This window comes from Xanthomonas sp. MLO165 (genome assembly GCF_018831305.1).
GTDB classification, from domain to species: domain Bacteria; phylum Pseudomonadota; class Gammaproteobacteria; order Xanthomonadales; family Xanthomonadaceae; genus Xanthomonas; species Xanthomonas arboricola.
The window spans coordinates 1,945,372-1,958,191 of record NZ_CP029263.1 but is presented as its reverse complement, the minus strand read 5'-3'; the positions used below and the strand labels follow the sequence as shown (position 1 = coordinate 1,958,191).

Below are 12,820 nucleotides of genomic sequence, written 5' to 3'. Positions count from 1 at the left end.
CGTCCGTCATGGCTGCCAACTTCCGGTGCGTTGCGGCGCCCCTCATCCGGCGCTGCGCGCCAGCTTCTCCCGACGGGAGAAGGAGTGGCTCAGGCACGCGCTTCCTTCAACAACTTCCCGCCCGCCTTCTTCTCGCGCGCAGCGCGCACGAAACCGATGAACAGCGGATGCCCGTCGCGCGGGGTGGACAGGAATTCCGGATGCGCCTGGCAGGCCAGGAACCACGGGTGCGCATCGCGCGGCAGCTCCACCATCTCCACCAGCGTGTCGTCCATCGACTTGCCGGAGATCACTAGGCCGGCGTCTTCCAGCTGGGTGCGGTAGCGGTTGTTGAACTCGTAGCGGTGGCGATGACGCTCGGCGACCACGTCCTTGCCGTACACCTCGCGCGCCAGCGTGCCCGGCTTGAGCCGCTGCTCCTGCAGACCCAGCCGCATGGTGCCGCCCAGGTCGGACTTCTCGTCGCGCTTTTCCACTTCGCCGGTGGCGGTGCGCCATTCGGTGATCAGGCCGATCACCGGGTGTGGCGACTGGCGATCGTTCTCGGTGCTGTTGGCTGCGTCCAGATCGGCCACGTGGCGGGCATAGTCCACCACCGCCGCCTGCATGCCGTAGCAGATGCCGAAGTACGGCACCTTGTGCTCGCGCGCGTACTTGGAGGTGAGCACCTTGCCTTCGAAACCACGGTCGCCGAAGCCGCCCGGCACCAGGATGCCGTCGATATCCTGCAGCGCAGCCATGTCGCTGCCTTCCAGATCCTGCGCTTCCAGCCACTTCAGGTTGACCTTGGTGCGCTGGCGCAGACCGCCGTGACGCAGCGCTTCGGCCACCGACTTGTAGGCGTCCTGGTGATCGACGTACTTGCCGACCACCGCAATGGTGACCTCGTCCAGCGGGTGCTTGACCGCATCCACCACCGCAGCCCATTCGGACAGGTCGGGCGCAGCCACCTTGTCGCGCAGCTTGAACTGATCGATGACCAGTTCGTCCAGGCCCTGGCGACGCAGCTCCAGCGGCATGCCGTACAGCACATCGATATCGGGGCAGCTGATCACTGCGCGCTCGGAGACGTTGGTGAACAACGCGATCTTGCGGCGCTCCGAATCCGGCACCGCCTGCTCGGAACGGCACAGCAGTACGTCCGGCTGGATGCCGATCGAGCGCAGCTCCTTGACCGAATGCTGGGTCGGCTTGGTCTTCAACTCACCGGCGGCGGCGATGTACGGCACCAGGGTGAGGTGCATGAACATGGCCTTTTCGGCACCACGCTCGGTGCGCACCTGGCGGATCGCTTCCAGGAACGGCAGCGACTCGATATCGCCGACGGTGCCGCCGATCTCGATCAGCGCCACGTCGAACCCGGCGGTGGCCTCGTCGATGCAACGGCGGATCTCGTCGGTGATATGCGGGATCACCTGCACGGTGGCGCCCAGGTAATCGCCGCGACGCTCCTTGCGGATCACGTTCTCGTAGATCCGGCCGGTGGTGACCGAGTTCTTGCGCGACAGCCGCGTGCGCACGTAGCGCTCGTAGTGACCCAGATCCAGATCGGTCTCGGCGCCGTCGTCGGTGACGTAGACCTCGCCATGCTGGAACGGGCTCATCGTGCCCGGGTCCACATTGATGTACGGGTCCAGCTTCATCATCGTGACCTTCAGGCCACGCGCTTCCAGAATGGAGGCAAGCGAAGCGGCGGCTATGCCCTTGCCTAGCGAGGACACTACGCCGCCGGTAACAAAAATCAGGGGGGTCATGGGGCTTGAAGCCTCCCGGAAAGCCATAGTTTAGCGGGTGTCGGGCGAATGCCCAAGGGTTGCGTGACGATCATGTCGTCACAGCGGCGAAAAACGCACTGCGCCTGGCGCGCAAATGCAGACGCCCCGACCAAGGCCGGGGCGTCCGTGTGGCGTTGTGCCGTCGCGCAATGGAATCAGCGCGCCGGCTTTTCTTCTTCCTCTTCCTCGCGCGTGGCGGCGTCGGCCTTGGGCTTGTGTGCCGCGGCGGCGGCGCGGCGCTCGGCCTTGCGCTCGGCTTCGGTCTTGGCCTTGGCGTCGTCGGCCTTCTGCGCGCTGGCACCGGCGCCCTGCCCGGTCTGCTGGGGAGCGGCCTGGGCCATGGCAGGAAGCGCGGCCACTGCGGCAGCACCGAGGGTGAGCATCAGGATGTGCTTGAACTTCATGGTGTCCTCCGGGTTCGGTGACATCCTCAGGTGGGGACGTTTGGTTCCGAATCCAACGCCAGGGTATCCAGCCGCACCCCGCCCTGCACTGAACGCCTGTCGCGTGCAAAAAATCGGCTCAGCCCCCACACTTGCGCGTCGTTTCACGTGCCAACGAGATGCATGAACACCCGTTATAACGCCGCCGATATTGAAGTGCTGTCGGGCCTGGACCCGGTCAAACGCCGCCCTGGCATGTATACCGACACTGCGCGCCCGAACCATCTGGCGCAGGAAGTGATCGACAACTCGGTCGACGAGGCGCTGGCCGGTCACGCCAGGCAGGTCGAAGTGACCCTGTACAAGGACGGCAGCTGCGAGGTGTCCGACGACGGCCGCGGCATGCCGGTGGACATGCACCCGGAAGAAAAGATTCCCGGTGTCGAGCTGATCCTGACCCGGTTACATGCCGGCGGCAAGTTCAGCAACCGCAACTACACCTTCTCCGGCGGCCTGCATGGCGTGGGCGTGAGCGTGGTCAATGCGCTGTCGACCAAGGTCGAGCTGTTCATCAAGCGCGAAGGCAGCGAGCACCGCATGGAGTTCCGCGACGGCCACGCCGCCTCCAAGCTGGAAGTGGTCGGCACCGTTGGCAAGAAGAACACCGGCACGCGCCTGCGCTTTTGGGCCGATCCGAAGTACTTCGACACGCCCAAGTTCAACGTGCGCGCGCTGCGCCATCTGCTGCGCGCCAAGGCGGTGCTGTGCCCCGGCCTGACCGTCAAGCTGCACGACGAGGCCACCGGCGAGCAGGACAGCTGGCACTTCGAGAACGGCCTGCGCGACTACCTCAAGGGCGAGATGGCCGCGCACGAGATGCTGCCGGCCGACCTGTTTGTGGGCAGCCTGAAGAAGGACACCGAGATCGTCGACTGGGCCGCGGCCTGGGTGCCGGAAGGCGAGCTGGTGCAGGAAAGCTATGTCAACCTGATCCCGACCGCGCAGCACGGCACCCACGTCAACGGCCTGCGTTCGGGCCTGACCGATGCGCTGCGCGAGTTTTGCGACTTCCGCAACCTGCTGCCGCGCGGGGTCAAGCTGGCGCCGGAAGACGTGTGGGACCGGGTCACCTTCGTGCTCAGCCTGAAGATGACCGACCCGCAGTTCTCCGGGCAGACCAAGGAACGCCTGTCCTCGCGCCAGGCCGCCGGCTTCATCGAAGGCGCCGCGCACGATGCCTTCAGCCTGTATCTGAATCAGAACGTGGAGATCGGCGAGAAGATCGCGCAGATCGCCATCGACCGCGCCAGCGCGCGCCTGAAGACCGAAAAGCAGATCGTCCGCAAGAAGGTCACCCAGGGCCCGGCCCTGCCCGGCAAGCTGGCCGACTGCATCAGCCAGGATCTGTCGCGCACCGAACTGTTCCTGGTCGAGGGCGACTCGGCCGGCGGCTCGGCCAAGCAGGCCCGCGACAAGGACTTCCAGGCGATCCTGCCGCTGCGCGGCAAGATCCTCAACACCTGGGAAGTGGCATCGGGCAGCGTGCTTGCCTCCGAGGAAGTGCACAACCTGGCGATCGCGATCGGCTGCGACCCGGGCAAGGACGACATCACCGGGCTGCGTTACGGCAAGGTAGTGATCCTGGCCGATGCGGACTCCGACGGCCTGCATATCGCCACCTTGCTGACCGCGCTGTTCCTGCAGCATTTCCCGGCGCTGGTCGCGGCCGGCCACGTATTCGTGGCGATGCCGCCGCTGTTCCGCGTGGACGTGGGCAAGCAGGTGTTCTACGCGCTGGACGAAGAGGAAAAGACCACGCTGCTGGACAAGATCGCGCGCGAGAAGCTCAAGGGCCAGGTCAGCGTCACCCGCTTCAAGGGCCTGGGCGAGATGAATCCGCAACAGCTGCGCGAATCGACCATCCACCCGGATACGCGTCGCCTGGTGCAGCTGACCATCGACGATGGCGAACAGACCCGCTCGCTGATGGACATGCTGCTGGCGAAGAAGCGCGCCGGCGACCGCAAGCAGTGGCTGGAGACCAAGGGCGATCTGGCGTCGCTGGAGGTTTGAGTTCGCTGAAATTCTGAAAACACCAAGCAGCGAAAGCTTCGCCCCCCCAGCGGGGCGAGAAGGCACTGCTGGCGCAGGTCTCTTCGAGCGCCCGCGCTGCCAGCCCGGGCCGGGGGTGCGAAGCGGAAGTTGGGGTGAGGGCGAAGCCGATCCCCACCCTTCGGCTCAGACGGCCACCTGCAGTGGCACATGCTGCTTCTAGCCAGGCAGGCCACGTCGGCCAACGCGACACACATGCCTTTGTGCACATCCATCCGACGCCATCGGCGGCCTAGCATCGTCGCTCCCTGCCGAACCTTCCGATGCTCATGCCCTGCTTCCTCCGTGCCAGCCTGCTGGCCTGCGTCCTGCTCAGCGGAACCGCGCTGGCCGACGCGCCCGACAAGAACGCTGCAAAAACCGACACCAAGGCCGATGCCGCGGCCGCCAAACCCGCGCCACTGCCGGCCGATGCCAGCGTGCGGCAAAGCACCCGCGTGGGTGGGCGCACGCTGAGTTACACCGCAACCGTCGGCACGCTGCCGGTGCGCGATGCGCAGGGCAAGACCACCGGCGAGGTGGTGTTCACCGCCTACACCGTCGATGGCAAGGACCGCCCGGTGACCTTCGCGCTGAATGGCGGCCCCGGTGCGTCGTCGGTGTATCTGAACTTGGGCGCGATCGGACCCAAGGTGGTCGGTTTCGGCGCCGAAGGCGACAGCGCCTCCGCACCGGCGGCATTGCGCGATAACCCCGGCACCTGGCTGGACTTCACCGACCTGGTGTTCATCGACCCGGTCGGCACCGGCTTCAGCCGCGCCCTGATCGGCGACGACGAGGCCAAAAAACAGTTCTACAACCCGCAGGCCGACGTGGAATATCTCTCGCGTGTGGTCTACGACTGGCTGCTGAAGAACCGCCGCCTGCAGGCACGCAAGTACCTGGTCGGCGAAAGCTACGGCGGCTTCCGCGGCCCGCGCATCACCCAGTACCTGCAGACCCGGTTGGGCGTGGCGATGAACGGCGTGGTGCTGGTGTCGCCGTATCTCAATCCCACCCTCGACGACAACAGCGATGTGTCGCCGCTGGCCTGGATGATGACGCTGCCCTCGATCGCCGCCGCACACCTGGAACGCCAGGGCCAGCTCAGCGACACGGCGATGCGCCAAGTGATCGATTACACCCGCGGCGACTACGCGGTGGCGCTGATGAGGGGCCGCACTGACCCGCAGGCGACCGAGGCGATGCTGCAGCAGGTCACCCGCATGACCGGGCTGGACGCGACCTATGTGCGCCGCTCCGGCGGGCGCCTGGAAACCCAGGCGTATCTGCGCGAGGTGTTCCGCGACAAGGGCGAGCTGGGCAGCCGCTACGACGCCAACGTGACCGCGTTCGACCCCTTCCCCAACGATCCCGAGCAGCGCGCCAACGACCCGCTGCTGGACAGCATCATCGCGCCGACCACCACCGCGATGGTGGACTTCGTCACCCGCGTGGTCGGCTGGAAGGTCGATGCGCGTTATCAGGCGCTCAATTACGACGTCAACACGCTATGGGACTGGAACGACGAACTGCGCAAGGGCGCGGTGACCCAGCTGCGCCAGTCGGTGGCGATCGACCCCAAGCTGCGCGTATTGATCGCGCATGGCTGGAACGATCTCTCCTGCCCGTTCATGGGCTCGGTGCTGACGGTGGACCAGATGCCGACGATGGGCAGCGACCCCAAGCGCGTACAGGTGCGCGAATATCCCGGCGGCCACATGTTCTACAACCGCGCCGACAGCCAGGCCGCATTCCGCAACGACGTCAGGACGATGTACGAAACCCGCTGAGCACCACCATCGCCGGCCGCACACGCGGCGGGCGATGCATCACGCCAGCCGCAAGTAAATGCGCAACCAGCCGCGCTGCCACCAAGCAGCGCAATCCCCTCCCGACCGCCGCGTACACGCCTTACCCCGTTAATCCGGAGCGGCAAGCGCTGTCGGACGCTAATCAGCCGCACATATCAGGAAGCGCACCAGCTGCTACGAATCCCGAATCCCGATTCCCCACTCCCCCATTCCCCATTCCCGATTCACAACGCCCCAGCCCGAACAGCCTCCACATTCCACCCCAGCCACTCGTAAACCCGATAGCGCGCAATGCCCAGGTACTCGTGCAAGGCGACATCGGCCACCGTGAAGTTGTAGCTCTGCGGCAACCACGCCCAGGACGCGGTCAACCAGTCCGAGCGTACTGGCGTGGCGTCGATGCCGAAGTGGCGGAAGTACAGCTCGGCACGCCGCAGATGCGTGGCCGAGGACACCAGCACGACCCGATCGGGGCGGTACTGGCGCAGCAAGGGCTGGCTGAACTGCGCGTTCTGCCAGGTGTTCATGCTGGACGGCTCCATGATCAGGTCGGCCTGGTCGATGCCCAGCCCGATCAGCACCTTTCGATACACCACCGCCTCGGACAGGCCCAGCCCGCGCGCGTCGCCGCCGCTGATCTCGATCTTGCAGCCGCCGCCATGCGCACGGCACTGCCGGTACAGCCGCGCCGACTCGACGATGCGGCCGTAGGCGAACATGTTGGCCTCGGCGGTGGCGTCGGGGCCATCCGGCCGCACCGTGCCCGCGCCCAGCAGCACGATCATGTTGCGCGCGCGCCAGTCGTTGAAATCGTTGACGCCGGTCTGCTGCAGCCCGTGCAGCATCCAGCTCGCCAACGGGCCGCAGCCGACCAGCAGCAGCAACGCCAATGTGGCCGCTGCCAGCGCACGCGCACTGCGCAGCCAGCGCCTGCGGCCGATCAGCCAGGACAGCAAGAACAGCACGCACACCAGCGCAAGCATCATCGGCGCGTTTCCTCAGGCAGGACGCGTTGGCACATCAGGGTCGAACGGGGGGCCTGCAGGGCACGCCGCGGTTGGCGCGCATGCTCGCCCACCGAGGTGACCACAGCACGACATCGCTCAGGTCCAGCCGAACCATTCGAAGCAGCGCAGGATCAGATACGCCACTCCGCCGGCGGCGGGGATGGTCAGGATCCAGGCCCAGACGATGCGCTCGATCACACCCAGCCGCAGCGAGCGCGGGTTCTTGGCAAAGCCCACGCCCATGATCGCGGTGGAAATGCTGTGCGTGGTCGACACCGGCATGCCGAAGTGCGCGGCCACGGTCAGCACGGTGGCCGAGCTGGTTTCTGCGGCAAAGCCGTGGATGGGATGCAGCTTGACCATCTTGTGGCCGAGCGTCTTGATGATCTTCCAGCCGCCCGAGGCGGTGCCGGCGGCCATCACCACCGCACAGGTCAGCACGATCCACATCGGAATGCCGGCACCCGCGGCCAGGCCGGTGCCCGGATGCAGGAACGACAGCCAGCTCGGCAGATCGTCCAGCGCACCGGCCGACTGCGCGCCGATCAGGGTCATGGCGATGATGCCCATGGTCTTCTGCGCGTCGTTATGGCCGTGGGCATAGCCCATGTAGGCGGCCGAGGCGATCTGCGCCTTGCCGAAGAACGCATTGACCCAGCGCGGACGCGCCAGCCGCCCGATCGGCCCGCCCAGCCGGGCCATGCCGGCGATGATCGCCCACAGCAGCAGCATCACCACGATGCCGAGCAGGAAGCCGGCGATCGGCGAGGTGATCATCGGCACGAACACCTTCCACAACAGGCCCTTGTTCTTGGCCCAGTTGCCGATGTTTTCCGACCAGATCAAGGCGTTCCAGTTGTTGTGCGCGGCGGCCAGGCCGGCGCCGCACAGCCCGCCGATCAAGGCGTGCGAGGACGACGACGGCAGGCCCTTCCACCAGGTGATCAGGTTCCAGATGATGCCGCCCAGCAGCGCGCACAGGATCACCTGCGGGGTGACCTCGACCACCTCGGTGTTGAGCAGGCCGGAGGCGATCGTCAACGCCACCGCGGTGCCGGTGAGCGCGCCGATCAGGTTCATGCCGGCGGCCAGCATCACCGCCCAGCCCGGCGACAGCACCTTGGTGGCGACCACGGTGGCGATGGAGTTGGCGGTGTCGTGGAAGCCGTTGATGAACTCGAACACCAACGCCGCCAGGATCACCACCAGAACTAGGGTAAGCACGCGGCGACCTCAGCTGTTCTTCAATACGATCTGGTACACCACCACCCCTGCCTCGCGGCAACGGTCGATGGCCTTTTCCAGAATCTCGAAGAATTCCTTGAGCAGGAACATCTGCAGCGTGTCCAGGCGACCGGAATAGATGTCGCGGTACAGCTCGAGCATCAGCCGGTCGGCCTCGTTTTCCAGCATGCGCAGCTTGTCGTTGAGCGCGGTCATGCGATCGATGTTCATCTGCGGCAGGTCGGCCACCATCTCCACCACCACCGCGGCGGCCTGCTCCAGCATCGCCGCGCGCGGGGCGAAGTCGATGTGCTCCAGATGCTTGGTGGCCAGCGAGTAGCGGTCGGCGAACTTCTCGACCTGCTTGGGAATCTTGTACAGCGCCGAGCCCAGCGCTTCGATGTCCTCGCGCTCGATCGGGGTCATGAAGCTGTCCACCAGCGCCTGGCCGATCTTGTCCGAAGCGGCGCGTTCGCGCAGGCGGGCCAGCTTGAAGGCGTCCAGCGCGGGTTGGCGGTCGGACGTGCGCATCATGGCGTGCAAGGCCTTGGTGCTGTCGTAGGCGGCCTGCGCCGCTTCGTTCAGAAGCGCATAGAACTGCTTGCCGGAGCCGAAGATGGTCTGCAACGAGAACATGGGTGGAAAACTTCCTGCCGTCGAGGGAGAGACGGACGCCAAGCGCGAATTATGACCGTTCCATGACCTGTCTGGGTATCTCGGCGGCGCAGGCGGCCTTCACATCGGCATTTCCCGGCTCGAACCACCCTGTGGTTTGCTAACATGCTCCCGCGCCCTCGGGTGCACCCTATGGAAGACGACCCTATATTCCCCCGTTGCCGCCCCGCCCCTGTGCGCGCCGGCCAACCCAGTGCTCGCCCGCCCTCCCCTTCACTGACCGGGGAAGACGCCCGTGGTTGAGTTTCTGATCGTCATCGCGCTGATCCTGTTGAACGGCTTCTTCGCGATGTCGGAAATGTCCCTGATGACCTCGCGCAAGAGCCGGCTGAAGCAGATGGCCGGCTCCAGCAAGCGCGCCGCCCGCGCCCTGGCGCTGGCCGAAAGCCCGGAAAACTTCCTGTCCACGGTGCAGATCGGCATCACCCTGATCGGCATCCTGACCGGCGTGTTCGGTGGCGAGGCGATCGGCGAGGCCATCAGCAGCTGGCTGCAGGGGCTGTTCCCGGCGCTGTCGGCCTCGTTCGAGCTGGTCGGCAAGCCGCGCCCGTATTCGGTGGTGATCGGCAGCACGTTGGCGGTGGCCCTGATCACCTTCCTGACGCTGATCTTCGGCGAACTGGTGCCCAAGCGGCTGGCGCTGCGCAACTCCGAGGACATCGCCGGGGTGGTCGCGGTGCCGATGGCGTGGCTGGCAAAGATCGCCGCGCCCGGCGTGTGGGTGCTGGCGCGCTCGACCCGGCTGGTGCTGCGCATGCTCGGCATGGGCAAGGACGAATCGGCATCGGTGACCGAAGAGGAGATCCGCATGCTGGTGGCCGAAAGCCACGAGGCCGGCGTGATCGATGCGCACGAGCGCGACATGATGAACCGCGTGATGCGGCTGGGTGACCGCACCGCCGACAGCCTGATGACGCCGCGCAACCGCATCGCCTGGCTGGATGCCAATGCCGAGCCGGAACGCAATCTGCTGGTGATGCGCGAACACGAATTCTCGCGTTATCCGGTCTACCGCGGCAGCGACCAGGACATCGCCGGCGTGCTGGAGGTCAAATCGCTGGTCACGCGCATGGACGGACACGGCGCGCAGCTGTTCCAGGCGCTGCGCGACACCTTGTTCGTGTCCGAGTCCACGCATGCGATGAAGCTGCTGGAGATCTTCCGCGAAGAGCAGCAGTCGATGGCGCTGGTGGTGGACGAATACGGCGAAATCCGCGGACTGGTGACCATCAGTGACCTGATGGGCGCGGTGGTGGGCCGCCTGCAGGCGGTGGAAAACACCGACGAGGACGCGCTGGTGGTCACGCGCGCCGACGGCTCGCTGCTGATCGACGGCTCGTTGCCGGTGGAGGAACTGCGCGAAGTGCTGGGCGCCGAACTGCCGGAGGCCGACGAAGGCGACTACCACACGCTCGCCGGCCTGTGCATCTACTACTTCGGGCGCATTCCGCAGGCGGGCGAATTCTTCGATTGGGCCGGCTGGCGCATCGAGATCGTCGATCTGGATGGCGCACGCGTGGACAAGCTGCTGCTGAGCCGCGTCAGCGACGAGGGCAGCGATGACATCGTCGGATAACCGCGTACCGCCATCGGATGGAGCGGACGGCGCGCAGATGCGCTATCGCAACGAAGGCATCCGTAGCCTGCTGGCGGCCTTCAGCGAGGGCGATCCGGAGCATGTGCTGCGGGTGCGCGAGATCCTGGCCGATCTGCAGCAGAGCGCATTCGGGGTGTTCCTGTTCCTGGCGATCCTGCCGTCGTTCATTCCGATTCCCGGCCTGGCCGGCGGCATCAGTGGCCCGCTGACGGTATTGATCGGGCTGCAGATGATGTGCTGCCTGCGCAAGCCGTGGGTGCCGCGTTTCATCGGCGATCGCGGGCCGCGCCGCAGTACCAGCCAGCGTTTCGTCGCGCGGCTTGCGCCGACGTTGCAGCGCCTGGACCGGCTGCTCAAGCCGCGCCTGCACGGCATGCTGGACCGGATGCCGGCGCAGATGGTCACCGGCGCGCTGCTGGTGCTGGTCGGCATCCTGCTGACGCTGCCGATTCCGTTCACCAACTACATCTTTGGGCTGATCCTGCTGCTGTTTGCGCTGGCCCTGCTCGAGCGCGACGGCGCATTGCTGCTGGTGGGCTGGGCCGCTGCGCTGATCTCGGTGGCGGTGTTCGGCGTCACCTCGGACCAGTTACTGGACCTGATCCGCGGTTGGTGGCCGGCCGCCTGGCGCTGAGCGCGCGACGGCCGGCGCACCTGGAGCGCAGTTACTTCAGATCGACCACGCGGTTGTCCGACAGGCTGCCGGTATCGTCGGTCACGGCCGTCATCACGAAATACAGCGCCTTGCCGAGCAGCCCGCTCGGGCCATCCCAGTACTCGGCCGATTCGGCGCGCACATGGATCAGGCGCAGGTTGGGGTCGTCCTTGCCACCGGGGAAGAACACCTTCATCGCCGGCGACCACAGCTGTTCGATCTTGGCGCGGTCATCGACCACGCGTGCGGTACCGGCGACCGATACGTAGCTGTTCTTCGAGGCCGAGGCATAGGCCACGTTGACGCGCGGATCGGCGGCAATTTCAGCCACCTTCGGGCTGTCGGCGGCGGTGGCGAACCACAGGTCGCCATCGAATTCGACTTCCTGCGTCCCCAACGGCCGGCTCACCAACTTGCCGTCGGCCGACACGGTCGTGAACATCGCGATGTCCACGCCGCGGATCAATTCCGCCAACTGCTTGATGCTCTCGCTGCGTTCCTGAAATTGCATGCTGGTGTTCCCAATGGAGGTGCATGCATCTGAGCGGATCGCCGCGCAAAGCGACGTGAATCACGCAGGAGTCACGTCCAGCTCGCGGCAGGCCATGGCGGCGATTTCGAACGAACGCAAACGCGCAGCATGGTCGTAGATGTTGGCGGTGAACAGCAGTTCGTCCGGGGTGTGGCGCTCGATGAACTCGGCCACGCCCTGGGCGATCTGCTCGGCATCGCCCAGCACCGTGCATGCCAACGCGCGCTCCACGCCGGCACGCTCGTGCGGCTGCCAGAAGCTGTCGATATCGTCGATCGGCGCGGGAATCTTGCCCGGCTTGCCGCGGCGCAGGTTGACGAAGCTCTGCTGCTGGGTGGTGAACAGGCGGCGTGCCTGCGCTTCGGTTTCCGCAGCCACCACATTCAAGGCCAGCATCACGTGCGGCTTGGCCAACTGCGCGGACGGACGGAACTCGCGGCGGTAGATCGCCACCGCCTCGTCCATCGCGTCAGGCGCGAAATGCGAGGCGAACGCGAACGACAAGCCCATCGCCGCGGCCAGCCGCGCACTGAACAGGCTGGAACCCAGCAGCCACACCGGCACGTCGAGACCGCCCCCCGGCACTGCCTGCACCAGTTGCCCCGGCACCACCGGCGCGAAGTAGCGCAACAGCTCGGCCACGTCCTGCGGGAAATGGTCGGCGCTGTCGAAATAGCGACGCAGGGCGCGCGCGGTCGGCTGGTCGGTGCCGGGCGCACGGCCCAGGCCCAGGTCGATGCGCTGCGGGTACAACGAGGCCAGCGTGCCGAACTGTTCGGCCACCTGCAGCGGCGCATGGTTGGGCAGCATGATGCCGCCGGCGCCGACGCGGATGGTCTTGGTGCCGCCGGCGACGTGGCCGATCAACACCGCGGTGGCGGCGCTGGCGATGCCCGGCATGTTGTGGTGCTCGGCCAGCCAGTAACGCTGGTAGCCCCAGCGCTCGGCGTGCTGGGCCAGATCGAGCATGTTGGCGAAGGCGTGGGTGGTGTCGCTGCCTTCGCAGACCGGCGCCAGGTCGAGCACGGAAATGGGCGTCATCGGATGACTCCGGGGAATGAGTGATG

General features: G+C 66.2%; 11 protein-coding genes. 4 read left to right on the top strand and 7 right to left on the bottom strand.

Going from position 1 to position 12,820, the window contains the following annotated elements; genetic code table 11:
- Positions 1-89: 89 nt before the first annotated feature.
- Both DGN21_RS08535 and DGN21_RS08530 read right to left on the bottom strand, forming a co-directional pair.
- Positions 90-1,754: a CTP synthase gene (locus DGN21_RS08535; RefSeq protein WP_024939564.1), complete on the bottom strand. Its 1,665-nt coding sequence runs from the start codon at positions 1,752-1,754 to the stop codon at positions 90-92.
- Positions 1,755-1,930: 176 nt separating this feature from the next.
- A complete protein-coding gene (locus tag DGN21_RS08530) occupies positions 1,931-2,179 on the bottom strand; it encodes a hypothetical protein (protein ID WP_024939563.1) in 249 nt (82 codons plus the stop codon).
- Between the two features lie 162 nt (positions 2,180-2,341).
- Here DGN21_RS08530 and parE point away from each other — a divergent pair, with 162 nt between their 5' ends.
- Positions 2,342-4,231, top strand: a complete 1,890-nt coding sequence (gene parE, locus DGN21_RS08525; RefSeq protein WP_126965758.1) for a DNA topoisomerase IV subunit B — start codon at positions 2,342-2,344, stop codon at positions 4,229-4,231.
- 308 nt (positions 4,232-4,539) lie between these two features.
- Positions 4,540-6,042, top strand: coding sequence for a S10 family peptidase (locus DGN21_RS08520; RefSeq protein ID WP_126965757.1), 1,503 nt, complete (start codon positions 4,540-4,542; stop codon positions 6,040-6,042).
- A gap of 245 nt (positions 6,043-6,287) precedes the next feature.
- Here DGN21_RS08520 and DGN21_RS08515 read toward each other — a convergent pair whose 3' ends face one another.
- The 3 genes from DGN21_RS08515 to DGN21_RS08505 all read right to left on the bottom strand — a co-directional run bounded on the left by DGN21_RS08515 (position 6,288) and on the right by DGN21_RS08505 (position 8,930).
- Positions 6,288-7,049, bottom strand: coding sequence for a YdcF family protein (locus DGN21_RS08515; protein WP_126965756.1), 762 nt, complete (start codon positions 7,047-7,049; stop codon positions 6,288-6,290).
- A 117-nt stretch (positions 7,050-7,166) separates the two neighbouring features.
- Positions 7,167-8,294, bottom strand: a complete 1,128-nt coding sequence (locus DGN21_RS08510; RefSeq protein ID WP_024939559.1) for an inorganic phosphate transporter — start codon at positions 8,292-8,294, stop codon at positions 7,167-7,169.
- 9 nt (positions 8,295-8,303) lie between these two features.
- The gene (locus DGN21_RS08505; protein WP_016902066.1) at positions 8,304-8,930 is read right to left on the bottom strand and encodes a DUF47 family protein; all 627 of its coding nucleotides are present in this window, start codon (positions 8,928-8,930) and stop codon (positions 8,304-8,306) included.
- A 274-nt stretch (positions 8,931-9,204) separates the two neighbouring features.
- Here DGN21_RS08505 and DGN21_RS08500 point away from each other — a divergent pair, with 274 nt between their 5' ends.
- A complete protein-coding gene (locus DGN21_RS08500; protein WP_016902067.1) occupies positions 9,205-10,545 on the top strand; it encodes a hemolysin family protein in 1,341 nt (446 codons plus the stop codon).
- Positions 10,529-11,200, top strand: a complete 672-nt coding sequence (locus tag DGN21_RS08495; protein ID WP_160954960.1) for an exopolysaccharide biosynthesis protein — start codon at positions 10,529-10,531, stop codon at positions 11,198-11,200. The genes DGN21_RS08500 and DGN21_RS08495 overlap by 17 nt, the downstream gene beginning before the upstream one ends.
- A gap of 31 nt (positions 11,201-11,231) precedes the next feature.
- On the opposite strand, the gene DGN21_RS08490 is transcribed toward DGN21_RS08495, so the two are convergent.
- Positions 11,232-11,732 carry a pyridoxamine 5'-phosphate oxidase family protein gene (locus DGN21_RS08490; protein WP_016902069.1) on the bottom strand — a complete coding sequence of 167 codons (501 nt, stop codon included), beginning with the start codon at positions 11,730-11,732 and terminating at the stop codon, positions 11,232-11,234.
- A 60-nt stretch (positions 11,733-11,792) separates the two neighbouring features.
- Complete coding sequence (locus tag DGN21_RS08485) at positions 11,793-12,794, bottom strand: LLM class flavin-dependent oxidoreductase (RefSeq protein WP_016902070.1); 1,002 nt, start codon at positions 12,792-12,794, stop codon at positions 11,793-11,795.
- Positions 12,795-12,820: the final 26 nt, after the last annotated feature.